The organism is Lentisphaera profundi (genome assembly GCF_028728065.1).
GTDB lineage: Bacteria > Verrucomicrobiota > Lentisphaeria > Lentisphaerales > Lentisphaeraceae > Lentisphaera > Lentisphaera profundi.
Map to the genome: position 1 here is coordinate 1223868 of NZ_CP117811.1, position 17207 is coordinate 1241074.

14 protein-coding genes are annotated in these 17207 nt (G+C 41.6%); 9 read left to right on the forward strand and 5 right to left on the reverse strand.

Annotated features, from left to right (window positions below; translation table 11 throughout):
* Nucleotides 1-447 precede the first annotated feature (447 nt).
* The 7 genes from PQO03_RS04965 to PQO03_RS04995 all read left to right on the forward strand — a co-directional run bounded on the left by PQO03_RS04965 (nucleotide 448) and on the right by PQO03_RS04995 (nucleotide 9222).
* Complete coding sequence (locus PQO03_RS04965; protein ID WP_274151611.1) at nucleotides 448-1299, forward strand: 3-keto-disaccharide hydrolase; 852 nt, start codon at nucleotides 448-450, stop codon at nucleotides 1297-1299.
* On the forward strand, nucleotides 1299-1592 hold the full coding sequence (locus PQO03_RS04970) for a Dabb family protein (protein WP_420792852.1): 294 nt from the start codon (nucleotides 1299-1301) through the stop codon (nucleotides 1590-1592). Before PQO03_RS04965 ends, PQO03_RS04970 begins: the two co-directional genes overlap by 1 nt.
* Before the next feature lie 326 nt (nucleotides 1593-1918).
* The gene (locus PQO03_RS04975) at nucleotides 1919-2710 is read left to right on the forward strand and encodes a DUF1559 family PulG-like putative transporter (protein ID WP_274151615.1); all 792 of its coding nucleotides are present in this window, start codon (nucleotides 1919-1921) and stop codon (nucleotides 2708-2710) included.
* A 107-nt stretch (nucleotides 2711-2817) separates the two neighbouring features.
* Entirely contained in the window at nucleotides 2818-4266 is a 1449-nt protein-coding gene (locus PQO03_RS04980) for a sulfatase (protein ID WP_274151617.1), read from the forward strand.
* 149 nt (nucleotides 4267-4415) lie between these two features.
* Entirely contained in the window at nucleotides 4416-6299 is a 1884-nt protein-coding gene (locus PQO03_RS04985) for a sulfatase (protein ID WP_274151619.1), read from the forward strand.
* 78 nt (nucleotides 6300-6377) lie between these two features.
* Nucleotides 6378-7823, forward strand: coding sequence for a sulfatase family protein (locus PQO03_RS04990; RefSeq protein ID WP_274151620.1), 1446 nt, complete (start codon nucleotides 6378-6380; stop codon nucleotides 7821-7823).
* 133 nt (nucleotides 7824-7956) lie between these two features.
* The gene (locus PQO03_RS04995) at nucleotides 7957-9222 is read left to right on the forward strand and encodes a thrombospondin type 3 repeat-containing protein (RefSeq protein WP_274151622.1); all 1266 of its coding nucleotides are present in this window, start codon (nucleotides 7957-7959) and stop codon (nucleotides 9220-9222) included.
* 135 nt (nucleotides 9223-9357) lie between these two features.
* Here PQO03_RS04995 and PQO03_RS05000 read toward each other — a convergent pair whose 3' ends face one another.
* Both PQO03_RS05000 and PQO03_RS05005 read right to left on the reverse strand, forming a co-directional pair.
* On the reverse strand, nucleotides 9358-10662 hold the full coding sequence (locus PQO03_RS05000; protein ID WP_274151623.1) for a FecR domain-containing protein: 1305 nt from the start codon (nucleotides 10660-10662) through the stop codon (nucleotides 9358-9360).
* Complete coding sequence (locus PQO03_RS05005; RefSeq protein ID WP_274151624.1) at nucleotides 10659-11189, reverse strand: sigma-70 family RNA polymerase sigma factor; 531 nt, start codon at nucleotides 11187-11189, stop codon at nucleotides 10659-10661. The genes PQO03_RS05000 and PQO03_RS05005 overlap by 4 nt, the downstream gene beginning before the upstream one ends.
* Nucleotides 11190-11720: 531 nt before the next feature.
* Between PQO03_RS05005 and PQO03_RS05010 the strand changes: the two genes are divergently transcribed.
* Both PQO03_RS05010 and PQO03_RS05015 read left to right on the forward strand, forming a co-directional pair.
* Nucleotides 11721-11891 (forward strand): hypothetical protein, encoded by a 171-nt coding sequence (locus PQO03_RS05010; protein ID WP_274151625.1) that lies wholly within the window; start codon nucleotides 11721-11723, stop codon nucleotides 11889-11891.
* On the forward strand, nucleotides 11872-13614 hold the full coding sequence (locus tag PQO03_RS05015) for a DUF6259 domain-containing protein (protein WP_274151810.1): 1743 nt from the start codon (nucleotides 11872-11874) through the stop codon (nucleotides 13612-13614). The genes PQO03_RS05010 and PQO03_RS05015 overlap by 20 nt, the downstream gene beginning before the upstream one ends.
* A gap of 168 nt (nucleotides 13615-13782) precedes the next feature.
* Here the strand turns inward: PQO03_RS05015 and PQO03_RS22060 are convergent, their stop codons facing one another.
* The 3 genes from PQO03_RS22060 to PQO03_RS05025 are packed head-to-tail and all read right to left on the reverse strand — an operon-like array spanning nucleotide 13783 to nucleotide 16980.
* A complete protein-coding gene (locus PQO03_RS22060; RefSeq protein WP_420792853.1) occupies nucleotides 13783-14040 on the reverse strand; it encodes an FAD:protein FMN transferase in 258 nt (85 codons plus the stop codon).
* A gap of 19 nt (nucleotides 14041-14059) precedes the next feature.
* On the reverse strand, nucleotides 14060-15538 hold the full coding sequence (locus tag PQO03_RS05020) for a sulfatase family protein (RefSeq protein ID WP_274151627.1): 1479 nt from the start codon (nucleotides 15536-15538) through the stop codon (nucleotides 14060-14062).
* 2 nt (nucleotides 15539-15540) lie between these two features.
* Complete coding sequence (locus PQO03_RS05025) at nucleotides 15541-16980, reverse strand: sulfatase family protein (protein WP_274151628.1); 1440 nt, start codon at nucleotides 16978-16980, stop codon at nucleotides 15541-15543.
* Between the last annotated feature and the right edge of the window lie 227 nt (nucleotides 16981-17207).

A 17207-nucleotide genomic window follows, 5' to 3' on the forward strand; every position in this document is an offset into this window, starting at 1 on the left:
GTGGTCGTACTACTTTTGGCTTGCTTGAGTGCGGCGGGATCGTCCGTGGAACCGTGGGATACCTACAGTGATACCTGGTGTGTGCGGATCGGCTGGGTCGGGAATTGCCGCGGCAGGATGAAGCCGGGGAGCCCAGAGAGAATCGGTCGCTCTGTCTGTTTTATTATATTTGGCATGGATCGCATGGCTATGATCGCCATACGGACCCGTCTCGCGATGATCCGAACGAAGGGCAAGGTCCGTTGCTTCCTGATCCCAAAGCGGATGTGGATTCACCGCGTGATATTACCCGTATTCTTGAGGCCCCGATGGGGGCGCGTCCATGGGGGCCAAAGGATACCTGGCACCATTGGGGCGAGTCGGTGTTCGGTTACTATGTAGCATTTAAATTGAATACTCAGATCAATTAATGTCAAGATATTAAAGGTTAAACAAAGGAGTACAATCGTGAAAATCAAAAAAAAAGTATGGAAACAAAAACATGGTGTCACTTTTATAACACTTGTAGTCATGGGGCTATTCGCCAATTTCGCTTTTGCGGAAGAGGGCTTTGTTCCACTTTTTGACGGGGAAACGCTCAACGGGTGGATCTCCGCCAGGTCAACGGGTGATGGAGATTGGGGTGCTTTCTCTACTAATAAAGAGGAGCAGGCCATTCACGTTTATGCGGGTAAAAAACAGGGGTCAAAGCAAACTCATGATTGCCTCGTTACTAAAAAACAGTTCAGTCATTACATACTCCGCATGGAGTACAAGTGGCTAGAAAAACGCTTTGAGCCACGTGTCAACTGGGATCGTGACGCAGGTCTTCTCTTCCATGTGCATGGAGACCTCAAAAAAGTATGGCCAAATTGCTTTGAAATGCAAATTGGCGAAACTCCAGGCCATGTTACGGCTAAGTCGGAAGATTATTGGCAAGGCAGAAAGCCCAAACATCGTTTTCATAGCGGAGATTTCTTTACCGTATCTACAAAGGCACATCTTCGCTCCCAGACAAAACGCAAAGGGAATCTTTGGGATCCTAAAGGTGAATCAATCACGATTTACGGCAATAGCATTACACCTTTCGGCAAGGAAAAAGCAAAAGGGAAATGGAACGAAGTAGAGATCCGTGTTCACGGTCATAAAAAAGCCACTTTTATTCTCAATGGCGAAGTCGTCTTCGAAACTATGAATATGGAACAAAAGAAGGACGGCAAGTTTGTCCCCATTAAAAAAGGTCATATTGGTTTACAGGCCGAATCAGCTGAACTCTTGTACCGAAACATTCGGATCAAGGAATTGAAAGAGGAAAAATGATGATTAGACATACCGTAACATTTCGCTTAAAGCATGAAAAAGGCTCTGAGCAGGAAAAAGCATTTCTCAAACTTGCCAATAATTTATCATCTATTTCCACTGTTAAAAATTTTGAATTGCTGAAACAAGTCAGCTCTAAAAACAACTTTGATTTTGGCCTATCTATGGAATTTGATAATCAAGCTGATTATGACTTTTACAGCAATAACCCTAAACACAATGAATTTGTACAAAAGTACTGGATTCCCGAGGTGGATGATTTTCTGGAAATCGATTATGAGAAGTACTCATAAGACCGGTATTTTTTATAAAAGATTAATTTTGAAGGATAGTCTATGAGACTCTTACTCTACATGCTTTTAATACCCACCATGATCTTCGTTAAAAAACACAGTGCTAATCGAAAAGAGATAACCTTTATAAAAATTGATTAAATACTACAAGTTTTCAGAAGAGAAAGCTATCTGTTATTAATGAATAAAGAACTAAGGGCATAGCCTTATTTTAAATAAAATTTAAAAAAAAATAAAAAAAGCACGGCAGGTTTTGTTTGACTGCAAATTAAGTACTTATGAATCATCAAAAGGTATTTTAACTAAGGAATCTTCAAGGAGTATGTATGAAAAGAAAGTTTACATTAATAGAGCTATTGGTTGTCATGGCAATTATCGGCATACTTGCTTCACTACTGCTTCCATCGCTAAAATCGTCAAGGGAAAGATCTCGTCGAGCTGTCTGCAAAAGTAACCTAAGGCAAGTCTATACAGCGGCATTCATGTATCATGATGATAGTGGCTTTCTTCCTGTGGGTGGTGCGACAGTACTCAACAATACGCCTTGGGATCCCAATGGATGGGCACAAACAGAGACCTATATTAAAGATATCATTCCCTACCTAAGTTCAGGAGATCTAACAAATCTTAAACGCCCGGCTGTATTAATGTGTCCAAGTAATTTTAGTGATGCTTCGAATGCAACAGAGTCAACAACTTACATCTATACCGGAAACTTCCAAGACAATGAAAATTGGGTTATGTTTAGAGGCCTAGGACGTCAGACAACGAGCACGACATGGCTAACAGGAGGTCCTAGAATAGCGGTGGAAAACAGAAAGCTTACTGCTTACGAAGATCCGAGTCAAACCACTGTTTTTGCCGACATAAACCAATTTGTCAATGGTGGGACTAAAATAATCAAAGTAAATCACTCTCTGCAAGGGGGGAACATTTTTAAAAATGTATCAGAGATTTATTTACATTCAGCAGGAGGCAATCGTAATACATTAGACGGTGCGGTAAAATGGATAAAGCCAAATCAACTGGGTTATGATGGAGTCGCTAATGAAGACGCCTTCCCCAACAGTTCTACAAGTCGAAAATATGGCGCTGGTTCTCATTCTTTTTATTGGTAGAGCGCGCACTTAGAGTTTAAAATTGTGGTGCAAAAATTGAAAAATCTTTTTATTGGCGGCCATCTAGTGAATTTACTAAAATTACAAAAATTATAATCAGGTTTTTTATGCGACTTCTTTTATTTATCGCTTTATCACTTTATCTAAATGCCCAAGACAAGCCGAATATTGTCCTCATCATGGTCGATGATCTTGGGGGGAGAGACTTAGCCGTATACGGAAATAAATTTAACGAAAGTCCCAATATAGACAAGTTAGCCACGCAGGGCATGGCCTTTAATCAAGCTTATGCAGCACCTGTGTGCTCAGCAACCCGTGCGAGTATTCAGTCGGGACAAACACCAGCTCGAGTGGGTATTTTTGATTTCATCCCTGGTCATTGGCGCCCTTATGAAAAAGTGATTGTGCCCCATCACAAAGTACAGCATTTGCCCAAAGATATTTTCACTCTTGGTGATGTCATGAAATCGGCGGGTTATAAAACCGGCTATTTTGGTAAATGGCACCTTAATGCTAGGAACGCAAAGGACAAAAAATCTCGTCATACTCCGGATGTGCGAGGCTATGACAAGTCTCATATGTATGCTGGAGGGGGATTTTATCGTCCTGTTTTTCAACCGGCTTATAAGCCCAATAAACCCAAACGTTTAAGCCAGGTGCTCACTGATATGGGCGTTGATTTCATTAAAGAAAATAAAGACCAACCCTTTTTTCTGTTTGTCTCTCATTATGATGTTCACGTGCAATTAGATGCTGATAAAAAACTCATTGACAAGTATCTAAATAAAAAAAGAGTTCCCAATTACCCTGGCAATGCGGTTTATGCTGCGATGATTGAGCACACCGACGATAGCGTTGGCCAGTTAATGAAGGCAATTGATGATCAAGGTTTAGCCGATAATACTATTTTTATTTTTTACTCCGATAATGGCGGTGTTGATAATCGCTATGACGATATTCCTTTGTTAGGCGGACGCAGTGCCAATGTCTATCCGGAAGGACACCCATTGAGATATGTGGCGACCTCTAATGCACCACTTAGATCAGGGAAAGGCACTTTGTACGAAGGCGGCATACGTGTACCGCTCATCGTGAAGTGGCCTGGGAAAGTAAGTCCGGGAACGAGAACTGAAGCCGTTTTTAGCAGTAGCGACTTTTATCCAAGCTTTTTGGAAATGGCTCATGCCAAGGCCCCCAAAAACCAAGTCCTCGACGGCGTCTCTATGGTGGGGGCATTGACTAAAAATAGTTTTGACCCAGAGCGAGAGTTATTCACTCACTACCCCGTTTATCACCATGATCAACCCATGTCGGCATTGAGAAAAGGTGATTGGAAAATCATTGAAAACTTAGTGAGTAAAGAGTTTTACCTCTACAACATAAAATACGATGTTAATGAAATGGTGGACCACAAAGTAAGCTTGCCAACCAAGTTTGCAGAAATGAAAGTGGCTTTAGCAAAATGGCAAAAAGAGACAAAGGCGCAAATGCCCGTACCAAACCCCAATTTTGATCCATCAAAACGTTATCAATGGGGAGAAAACCCCTATAAATAACGCGTGTAATACGGGCTCTTCAATGAGAAGTCATTCATTATAAATATTAGGGCAAGCCCTAGAGAAGCAGCTGCTTCGTAAGCATCTTCTTACACATTTTTCTTCTGTTCACTCCCGCTACTGCGATTAAAATTTTAAAAAGGTTTATTATGAAAAAAAAGATTTATTGTACCAATATTAGGGCCACTATTATGATTAAGAAGTATTTTTTCTTATTGACTTTCCTCACAGTGGGATTTGTGGCAGCTGCCGATAAGCCTATGAATGTCATCCTCATTTTAGCCGATGACTTAGGTATTTCCGATACCAGTTTAGGAGGCTCAAAGCTATATCAAACGCCCAATTTAGAGAGGCTGGCTAAACGTGGAGTTTACTTCACCAATGCCTACGCGGCCAGCCCCCTTTGCTCGCCAACTCGCTCCAGTATTCTTACTGGACAAAACCCAGCCAGAACAGGTTTCACGGCCCCTCATGGGCATTTGAAAAATGTTGTTTTAACTGCCCGAGCCGGCAAAGCTGCAGCGCCTTCAAAGAGACAAGTTCCGCCCGTATCAGTCAATAGATTATCGACAGAATATTTAAGCCTTGGCAAGGTTTTTAAAAATGCCGGATACAAAACAGCCCACTTTGGCAAATGGCACCTTGGCAAATCACCTTACTCACCCTTGGAACACGGATTTGATATAGATATCCCCCATTGGCCGGGACCCGGACCTGCCGGTTCCTTTGTCGCACCTTGGAGATACCCTAACTTCAAAGAGAATTATCCCGGTGAGCATATTGATGATCGTTTAGGTGACGAAATAGCAAAATATATTAGCGAAAATAAAGACCAGCCCTTTTTTATTAATTTTTGGCAATTCTCTGTTCATGCGCCATTTAATGCTAAGCAGGAACTTATTGATAAATACAGAAAACTCATCGATAAAAACAATCCTCAACATAACCCCGTTTATGCTGCAATGGTTGAATCTATGGACGACAGCATAGGCAAAGTCATAGATGCCCTCGAAACAAATAAACTGATGGAAAAAACAATCATTGTCTTTTTTTCAGATAATGGCGGAAATATGTATAATGTTGTCGATGGTACAACGGCCACAAGTAATAAACCTTTCCGCGGGGGTAAAGCCTCTATATACGAAGGAGGAACACACGTACCCGCTATTGTCGTTTGGCCAAATCAAACAAAAACCGGCGTTAGAAATGACAGTTTAATTCAGAGTGAAGATCTTTATGCAAGTATCTTAGAAATGGCAGCTTTACCGGTGGATTACCAGCAGGCAAAAGATTCCATTAGTTTTGTGCCCGTTTTAAAAGGTCAGGAAGCCAAAAGAAAACAAGTTTTTACCTACTTCCCACATTCACCAAATGTTCCCGATTGTGTACCACCATCTGCAGCCCTGAGGATCGGTGATTGGAAACTCATCAAAGTCTTTCATGACAATCCAGATTTAACTGACCGATTTGAACTTTATAATCTTGCAAATGACCAAGGAGAGATGCTTAACCTCGCTTCTCAAAACCCCGAAAAAGTTAAAAGTATGAATGAAGTCATTGATCAGTACCTTAGGAAGAGTGCATGTATAAAGCCTATCAAAAACCCCAAATATAATAGCAAATTCATACAATCTGCCGGAAAATTAAAAGCTCGTGGTCATGGCATTTTTTCCAAAGGTAAAGCAGGCTTGTACATAAGAAAATACGCCGATAATCAAGATATGAGTTTCACTTTACCCACTCCTGCTCTCAAAGCAGGGAAATATACTTTGCAAATGGATATTCGTTCGCTATCGGCTAAAGGAGATATTCTGGTCAAAGGCTTTTCACCAGGAACGAAAGTTACTGATTTTACCAAAATCAATTTAGTCGATGACGGCTTATGGCACCAAAGTTCACATCCTTTTACAGTGATAAACACCCCATCCAAAGTGATGAAGTTTATCCTGGATTTTCCTCAGGGGCAACTTCATTTGAGATCCCTCAAAATACTCGATGAAAATAAAGATCAAGTTATCAATCTAAAGTTTTAACACTTGTCTTTAATTGCGCCCTCCATTTACCCGGCCTTGTGTTTGTAAGCCTTATCATTAATCAAAAAAAAGAAATAAATGAAAATAGAAATGACAAAAAACCTTAGCCTTGTTTTGATTCTCTTGGCATCGATGGCTTATGCCGGTGAACGACCCAATATTATTATTATCGTAACTGACGATCACGGTTATGCCGACTTCGTGGCCTATGAAGGTTCCTCTCCAGATTTGAAAACGCCTAACTTAGACGCTCTTTCAAGTGCGGGTGCAGTGGTGACAAATGGCTACTCTACAGCTCCACAATGTACGCCTTCGCGAGCCGCTATTGCCACATCCAGGTATCAAACTCGATTTGGTTTAGATGATAATGATTTAGCACCTATGGACATAAATGAAAAGACTATAGCAGAAAAATTAAAAGACTCAGGTTATGCAACAGGCTTCGTTGGCAAATGGCATTTAGGCCCTAAAACAGGTAATAAGCTATGGATGGAGAAGAACTATCCTGAAGGTTTGAAACAAAAAAAGGCTCATATTCCCGAAAACATTAGCCGTCCGTATTATCCTATGAGCCGAGGTTATAGCGATTACTATGATGGATCAAAATCTGTTTATCTAAGGAATTTTGATTTAGAGGGGAAGGCCATAAAACATGAACGCGAAGTCGATAATAAAACCTTCCGAGTTGATAAGCAGACCGATGCGGCGTTAGCTTTCATTGATAAAAATCATAACAAAGCTTTTTTTCTGCACCTGAATTACTTCGCTCCTCACGTTCCCATGGAAGTTGTTAAAAAGCATTTTGATCGTTTCCCTGGTGACATGACTGAACGTCGCCGTTGGGGCTTAGCATCTTTAGCAGCCATTGACGATGGTATTGGTGCTGTCATGGAAACGTTAAGGAAATATAAAATCGAAGAGAATACGATTGTTTTTTACTTTGCCGACAATGGTGCGCCCCTTAAAATCAAAAAACAAGATCTTCCCTACAAGGCTAGAGGCGGTTGGTCCGGCTCTTTAAATGGTGAGCTTGTCGGCGAAAAAGGTATGATTTCAGAAGGGGGTGTGCGTGTGCCGTACCTCGTCTATTGGAAGGGTAAAGTTCCTGCACAAGTTTATCACAAAGCTGTGAGTACCATGGATGCAGGTGCTACCGCTTTGGCTCTGGCGGGTGTGGAAGTGAAAAAGGGCGAGCTCGATGGTGTGAACCTGATGCCGTATTTATCGAAGGACAACAAGTCAAATCCACATCAATACCTTTATTGGAGGTTTTGGGGTCAGTCGGTCATTCGTTCAGATAAATGGAAGTTTTTCGAACTGGAAAATGGCGTTCAGATGCTTTTTGATATGACGGATCCACTCCCCGAAAGAAAAAATCTGATCAAGACTTACCCCGAACTTGCCGCTGATTTACAAAAGAACTTAGCGACTTGGAGAAATCAGCAAAAATGGCCAGGCTTTGTAAAGAGCTATGGTCGTGAAGCCCAGTTTTTTAAACATTATTTTAAGCTCCATGAAGAATAAACTTTGTGATAAGCACTTCATATTCTCGAGTAAATAAGCCTTTTCCCAAGGATAAAAACAAGACAATTACCTTAATGTAGCTCATGGATTCAGCGTCCATATAAATAATCAATAAAAATTTCCGGAGTACCATATGAAGAATGGGATATCTAGCAAGCTTTTAGTCATGACTTGCTTGCTGTCAATAATGAGTCAGGCAGATGCTAAAAAAACATCTGTAATTAAGTCTGAAGCCTCTACGACTAAGCTTGAGATTCAGGATGCAACAGACAAACAAAATCTAGTCGGCATTAACTACTCGACCTGGCATTCATTGGCCTTTAGAAGAAACCAGCCTATACGCAATATCCAAAAGATTCATAGTGGCAAAGGGAAGTTTGGTCACCGAGGATCATGGCACTTCTGGGCGGAACCCGCAGTCGGTTACTACCGTGGCGACAATGCTATGGTCATGGATTACCACTTTGATCTATTCGAGGAAGCAAAAATTGATTTTATCATACTGGATGTCACCAACATCTATCCAAAATCGAAAATCAAGGATGAGTACATATACAAGCCCTTTGAAGTTATGGTGAAAGTGATGCGTGATCGTCAGCAAGCAGGCAAAGAATCGCCACGCATTGTCATGTGGTCTCCTGGCGTGCTCGCCGAAGAACTCGATGAACGCTATTTCTCTAAACCCGAATACGATGATCTCTGGCTCTACCTCGACGATGGCCAAGGATCAAAACCGCTTTTCCTGAGTAGATTGGATAGAGACCAAATCCCTCAGCAGCTCAATGATCAATTGACGATTCGTACGATGTGGGGGCTGCGCAGTAAACCAGCTGATCGCGAATGGTCTTTTCTCATGAATTATCCTCAAAAAGTGGCTACAGTTGATGGTAAAGCAGAACAGCTGGTGGTGTGCACCGCCTTACAAAAGAACTACATGTCCAATGAAAAGTCTGCCACATCTCGTGAACAGGGCAAGACTTTTCAGCGCCAGTGGTCACGAGCCTTTGAAATACGTCCTAAATTCATCGTCATCACTTGGTGGAATGAACTTATTGCCCAGCGTCAAAAAGATGGAAAAGATGGCCAAGTTCAGTTTGTTGATTTATTCCGTCCCGAATACTCTCGTGATATAGAGCCTATTAAAGAACCTTATGGGGACATGTACTTCCGTTTTATGCGGGATTACATAAAAGCTTATAAGAAGGGAGAGCAAATGCCCATGGATTTACTCGAAGCTTTGGATAAGGGTTCTGATCGAGAGGATTTTGACATGGATGGTATACCCAACAGCGTCGAAGGTAGCAAGGATAGCGATGGCGATGGCATCAGCGATCAATGGGATCTTGACTCAAATAACGATGGAATTCCTGATTCCAGAAAGCCTCTTGAGAAGGACTAAACAAGCCTAAGTTTGGCTGAAGTTTACTCGATTAAGTATACTCTGCAGGTTCACTTGGGGTCGCCAGCGCTCCCATTAGGAATAACTTTTTTTCTAATGCCGGCGGGTCGCCGGCGCTCCCATTGAGCGCGACTCTTACTCCATAATGAGCTCTAAACGCGGTCCTGAAGCTTCTGTATTGAGGCTGCTGGCAAAGCCGTGGACCAATGTTCCACCTAGAGTGCTGCAAGCTAAAATAAAGCCGACTTCAGAAGATTGATTAGACTTAATGAAATTGAGTAATTCAGGTGAGTCAAGCCTAACTGTAGTTCTTAGATTTGCTCTGGAGATTTTAAAGCTGGCTAATGGCAAGGCTTTTTTAATTTTTGGGGCATCAGCCCATTTCAAAAAGCCCGTTCTTTGCCATTGTTCATCTTCACCATCCTTGATACCATATAAGTGGAAAGTACTTTCTGCTGGCATTGTTCCGACTTCACCGAGGCTCGTTGGTATAGAGTTTAAACTCAAACTGATCCTTGCAATATTGCTCAAATCCAGCTCATCGACTTGAAAAGCAAAAAAAGCTCGACGATTGACATCACCTTTCTTGTTCTTTTTAACCATGAGGAAATTTTGATTGAGACGGCTTTGTTGATTATTAAAAACAATTGATGTTTCATGACCAATTGAACTCAAAATATGGGAATTAGCTTCGTTTTTGAGAAAGCCCTCAAGATCAGAGTCTTGAAGGTCGGCTAAAGTAGAGGCATTCATTTGAGAGGCTTGCGCATCGCTTAAATGTTTGACTTCACCCAATTCGTGGTGCAAAGATATTTCTCCTTCCAAAACTTTGAAGTCAGCCGATTTTTTATCTTCGGAAATGCTTACGGAAAAACGCGTACCATGATCAATGGCATAACCATTGGGAGTATTGACCCGGAAACCCTGCGCTGACTCCCTGACATACATGGACATATTTCCTGAAATGAGTTTTACTTCCATCGCCGAAATGAGCTCAATTTTTGCTGGCGCCTCCAGAGTTAAATCTGCGCCTGAATTGAAAGCCAAGGTGGCGACCCCAGTGGTCAGATTAAGGGTGCCGGCATGTAATTCCGAGCCCTCCAGGGTAGCTTGGCTACTTTCCCAACCGGCGTATTCGCTAGATTGAATCACAGCAATCGTATTTGCTGAATTAAAAAAGAAGAAGGCGGGAAGACAAATAAGCATGGCTGCGGCAGCCGCAAACCAAAGAAAAGGATTGGAGCGCTTTTTTTGAATGTTGACGATATTCATTCCTTCCTGTGAATGGCTGCGCAAGCCGGCATCCATCATGGTGTAGTCAAGGTATCTTTGTCGCAGGTCAGCATTGTTCTCGAGAAGATTTTCCAGTTCCTTAAATTCGAGTTCGCTGATATTATCGAGGAAGTATTTATGAAGTAGTTGATCAAATTTTTTATTCATGATTGAAGTGCCTTCTGTGAGTTCACACACTTGAAGAGAAGGTCTCTTAAGCGTCCGAGCTTTTTGTAGAGTGAATTGACTGAAACCGATTGATTACTGGCTAAAACTTTTACTGAGCCATGATTGAGGTAGGGGGCCATGACCAATTGTTGATCCTGCTCAGATAACTTTTTCAAGCATTGGCCAATGGCATTCTGCCTCCAGGTATACTCCTGTTCATCAATTTTTTCTGCATCATCGGCAAGTAAGTTCACTAGGGTCTCGCTAAACACCAAACGTTCATTTTTTTTCTTTTGCATCAAATTCATGCATTTGAAACGGATAATTGTTTTTCCCCAGGGGAAAAAGCCTTCTTCGCCATCGAGTTGATCGAGTTTTTCCCACATCACGATGCTAGCCTCCTGTAAAACATCGTCGACATTTCTCCAGCTCGGCAAGATGCTCCTAGCAAAGACGCGCAGGGCATTTTCGTGCTTTAAAAAAAGCTTCAAAAAATCAGCCTCTTTAAGTTCTGTGTTCTGGTCCATAATAAAATTCTCTTAGCTTGCTTTCTTATATACTAATTTGCTTAAAATAAAAACCTGCCACCCTTTTTTAATAAAAGTCAATAATAAGTCCTTTTTTTTGCAAAATAGCTTCTCTAGTTTTAAGACAAAAAACAAGAAGATTAACTTTATTTTACTCATGGATGTAGGAATAAGACGGAAACTAAAGAATAACCTGAATCCGTGAGCTACATTAAGTTAATCCTCTTGATCTTTCGCCTTCATTGACTTACAATTTTTTTCAAAAGACCTACGGGTATTCCTGCAAAAAGTTGTAAAGTTCTGAAACCAAAATCCCTACGAGATTATTACAAAGCCAGCTCACGGATTCAGGAATAAGTCAAAAAATATAATTTTGCTGTAAGATTTTCTTAGTCCAAGATAATACAGAACTAAGAATTAAATGCACAGAGAAATTTATGACTTAAGAAGCTCCTTGGCCAAGACTAAGATTTATCTTCAAAGAACTCATGAATTCTTCATTTTTATTGATTAGAATTAAAAGGAATCATTATGGATCGTCGTCAATTTTTCAAAGCTCAAATTGCAGGCACTGCAATTCTCGCATCGTCTGGCTTAGTTTTTAAAGCGGATGCTAAAAATCTTCCCACTCCCAGTGCTGAGAGTCCCGATATGCTGGATGTGGATGTATTAGTTGTCGGCGGTGGTTCAGCATCCCTATAAAGCCGTAGAGTACCCCTCGGGTGGTTGGTATGGTTTGTACCCTGGACCTTTGCAAATGCAGTACATGTCCGTACAGTCTTCCAAGGGTGGCTTGTATATGGCCTCGCATGATGAGTCTCATTGCCCCAAAGAAATCGAGTTCTGTGCGGTAGAAGAGGGGACTCGCCTCATTTATAAAGTTTTTACGGGTGTAGCCAAAAATTCATACAGTATGACTTACCCAATGATTGTGGGTGGTTTCGATGGCGATTGGTACGCCGCCGCGGAGATTTACCGTGATTTTGCGACGAACGCAAATGTATGCCAAATACCTAAACTCAAGGATAATCCGAAGGTTCTCGATTGGATAAAAGAATCACCAGTTGTTTGTACTTATGCAGTTCGGGGTGAGGGGCACCATGCAGGACCGACTCAGCCCAATAAGCTCTATCCCTATAAAAATGTCTTACCGCATTTAGAGATGTATCAAAAAGAATTTGGAACCAATATTCTCAATATTATTATGCAGTACGAAGGGACGGCACCGTGGTCACCGCCGTATGTTTGGCCTCCCATGGGGGGCGAAGACCTTTTCAAAGAATATGTCGATGCACTGCATGAGCAGGGCAATATGGCTGGTCTTTATTGCTCGGGAACTTCGTGGACGGAGTTTTCTTCCACGGGTGAAGGTGATTATGACTGCCGAGAAACATTCAAAAAATTGAATCTAATAGAAGACATTTGTCTAGGTCCACAGGGCGAGCAAAGTTCACTTGTCTGCAATGGCGATGCCCTGCGCTGGGGTTACGATCTTTGCGCCTCTCGCAAAAAGACCTTGGAATTACTATCTGCTGAAACAAAAAAAATGATTGATGTAGGCGTGGACTACGTTCAGCTCTTTGATCAAAATTTAGGCTGTGCGCCTTATTTTTGTCACAGTTCCGATCATGGACATTCAGCTGGGCCCGGGCCATGGATGGTGCAAGCCATGCAGGAACTCATTAGTGGTATTTATCAGCATAGTGGGGCCAATGATAAAGGTGTATTATTGGGTTGTGAGGCAGCAGCAGCCGAACCCTTTATGACCGATCTTCCGCTCAATGATTTACGCTTTAATCAAGTTTTGAGCTACGGTAAATGGGTGCCGGCTTATGCATTTGTTTACCATGAATACGTCAATAACTTTCAGGGTAATCAAGTAGAGACGACTGAGTTTTTAAGTACAGAGCAGGGGGCTAATCACTTATTACTAAGAACGGCTTATTCTTTTTCAATCGGTGATTTAATGACTATAGTGTTAAATGATCAGGGACAGATACACTGGGGCTGGTGTACTAAGTTTTCAGTCCCCGCACCCGATCAAAAAAGTATTATTCAACTGATAAAAAATCTTAGCGCTTGGCGCAAGGGAGCCGCAAAAGAGTTTTTAATTTACGGACGCATGGAAAAGCCCTATGAAATCTTAAATCCACACCAAGCTAAAGTCTATCGTAGCGATGATTCATATATGAATTTTAACAAGGTCTTGACTAGCCGTTTTGTTAGTGAAGTGGGCAGAGACGTTCAACTTTTTGTCAATTGGCAAGACAAATCTGAGCAAGTGGAGTTGAGCCTAGATCTAGATATAACGGCAATAATTATCTATTCCTCTGCCACAGGTGAGATGAGGCAAGTAAGTTCTCGAGATTTTAATTTACAAATTCCTGCCTTGGATGGACTAATGATTGAATACCTACGAGCTTGAGTTTATCTCGAGCTATTTACCCTAGGGCAAGCATTTCAATGGTCATAATTAAGTGATTTAGTCTCTAAGCTGATTTTTTGAGAGTGAAATTCACTTTATTAAGTATCAATAGTTAATGCGCTAGCGCTCTCATGGCTCGCGGCAGTTTGTTTTATGCCTTTTGATGAATCAACAAAATGATTGGGCTGCAGTGAATAGCCCGTTTATTCCTTGCATATTTTGCAGGGAAAATTTGATCATGTAAACATCTCTATTTTGCGGTTTACCAAGCGAGCTCAATTCTCCGGCGTCAATAAGAGCGTGTTCTATTCCCCTAGCTTTTAGAGCTTGTTGAGCTACATCTGCCGCTAAACCTTGAGCAATACCATTGAGGCTTATTTGGCCACCGGCCTTATTTATACAGATTAAATCATCTTGAATATCGATGAACTGCCAGCCAACTCGCTTATTTCCCTTCTGCGGCCCATTTTTTCATTATGCTAATGTTGCTTTCGATTGATTGAATGCGCTCGGTATTTTTTCGTTTTCTAAAAGCATCTAAATAAGCCTTCATATCGCTATCGTAGCTTTCTTCGCTTTCGGGTTTTATCCCCTTGTCCCCAGTTTCTTTTATCCACTTGGATAAGATACTTCTAAAATCCATCAATTTTGAGCCATAGGCTTTATCATTAGCCAAATTATTAATTTCAAAAGGATCAAGTGATAAATCGTACAACTCCTCGGGGGGACGAGTTTTTGCGGTCAGTAATTTGTGGACATCATTTAATTCACCTAGCTTGTCCAATTCTCTTAATTTCAACATCCAGGGTTTATGGTCTTTGTAGTCACAAGGCTGCAGGTAAGGACGATTGGGTAGGTGATTTTTTATGTATTTAAAATTTCCTTTCCGCACGCTTCTGATATGATCAACCGTTTCATCGCAACGGTCGCGAGCTGACACCATAAACTCACGGGCTTTATGGTCTTTATTAAACAAAGGTTTTGCCTCCATGTAATCAGGAATTTTTATCCCTGCAAATTGCAAAGAAGTCGCCGCCATATCAATATGACAAACAAGCTCATCTTTAATTTGCGGTTTAAGAAGTTTGGGAGCCCATACCACAAATGGAATGCGAGAACCCTCATCGTACATAAATTGTTTGCCACGAGCCTGACTAATGCCGTGGTCGGTGATGAAGAAAATAATGGTATTGTCCAATAATTTATCTTTTTTGAGACGGTTGATTATCTTTCCGACTGCCACATCGGTGTAACTGACTGAATTTAAATACTCGGCCCAATCTTTGCGGAACTCTGCACAATCGGGGTAATAAGGCGGTAGATTTACATCTTGTGGCTTTACCAAATTCTCTGGAATTGCCTGCTCTACTTCTTTGTTCCATTTTGCCACATTGCGCAACTTTCCGCCTCGCAATTGAACTTGTGCAAAAAATGGCTGACTCTTAGCCATCTTTGACCAATTTGGCGCATCATACAAATCCTGGCGTTTATACACAAAGTTATAATCCTCTTTACCCGGCTTAGTAAGAGATTCTTGCATATTACAGGTATAATAGCCATGCTCTTTAAAGATTTCGGGAATTATTTTAATTCCTTCAGGTAAATAAATTTTATGAGTTCCCCTTGATGAACGGTGATGATGCGCGCCGATTGAGGTCTGATACATTCCTGTCACCATTGCCGAACGACTGGTCGAACAAACGGGTGACGTTACATAAGCATTATTATATACCACCCCTTCTTTGGCCAATTTATCGACATTCGGCGTGTAGACCAGCTTCTCCCCCTGATAGCCAAAGTGGGAGGACATATCTTCAACAACTATCCAGAGGATATTGGGTTTCTTTCTTAGCTCTTTATCTTGAGCATGAGCACTTAAGAGAAAAGTTAATAAGAACAAAAGTTGATAAAGTTTACAGCTCATAATTATTTCTCCTCTTTAAATATGTCGTATTCAGGGTTCTCGACTTTACCCTTTGCGTGCTTGTAAACCTTTTGTAATTCATCTCTACTGGACGGAATTCTGCCTTTGTCATCAGTCGTATTCTCCCATACTTTAAGTTGCTCGCGGTGCATTTTTAGAATAGATACATATTCCGGATTCAAAGCTAGATTATGCACTTGATGCGGGTCATTTTCCACATCATATAACTCCTCCACTTTTCTCTTAGAGGCATCGTGGTATGAGCCTTGCAGAGGCGTGAGTTCACCGTCTTTATACATTTTCCTGATATTTGTAAAGACCGCGTTACCATCTCTGTAGGCGGCTTGGTAATGGGGACGATCAGTCATGTGATTTTTAATATAGACAAACTTCTCACTTCTCACTGCCCGCACATGATCGATAGCGATACCCATGCGATCTTTAGCTGAAATCACATAATCCCGCTCCTGATAATTCTTTGCAAAAAGATTTTTTCCTTCCATAAAATCCGGCACTTGGAGTCCTGCTAATGCGAGGGAACTCACCGTTATATCTATTCCACTTACCAAATCCTTGCGTATGCTTCCCTTATTGGTGATTTGTTGGAAACCTTTTGGCCAATGAACAATCAGAGGTACTTTTGTTCCTTCATCATAAAGATGCTGCTTGGCTCTAGGCATCTGGCAACCGTGATCAGTAAAGAAAAATACAATGGTATTATCCCATAACTCATATTCTTTCAAAGCTTTAATAATTGATCCAACTTGGCTATCGCAAAAGGCGACCTGTTCGTAATGGCGTGCTATGGCATTGCGCATAACAGCATTATCGGGATACTGAGGAGGCACATTTACTTCACGCTCTTTTACACGACTGTAAGCAGGATATTTACTGCCCGCTTCCCCCTGATACTTGCCTCCCGAAAGCTGTATTTGACCAAAGAACTTTTTCCCTTTAAGCTGCTCAAGCCAGCTCAGATCATGGGCCTTTAGGTGACTGGAAACAATTTTTTTAGAAGGCCGTTTGAACTCAGGAGAATACAAATCACTCAGTTTATAAGAAAAGTTATAATCCGTTTTTTCTTCATTAAAGGTAAGGTAAGCCGCTTGGCGAAATAGTTGCGGAATTGTCGTAATGCCTTTAGGAAGGGGCTTCTTTATCATAGTGCGGTGCTCATGCAGACCATGGCTTGTCTGCATGGTTCCAGTAATTAAGGCAGAGCGACTTGTCGAACAAACTGGCGCCGGCATATAGACACGTTCAAACTTAACTCCATTTTTCGCCAGCATGTCGATATTGGGCGTGGCTACCGTCTTATCTCCATAACAGCCCATCCAGTCACTCATATCATCAACGTATATCCACAAAACGTTTGGAGCTTCTCGCGAAAAAACTGCATGACTTAAGGTGAAAAGAGCAAGTATTGCTACTATTTTGTTCATGAAAATAAGGCCTCTGTTAAATGCTTTCTATAATATGATTACCCATAAAGCGGGACAAAGCCCCTAATCGCCTGGTCAAGGATCTTGCCAGACAGGCAAACAAAAAGTATATGCCCGTGCGGCGAGCACCTTGCAGGGGAGCTCGAGGGGACAGCGTCCATCTCGTATGGGTCGCATCATGCCCTTTATTGTGGGTAATCGTGTTCTATAATAGAATTGTCTCGAAT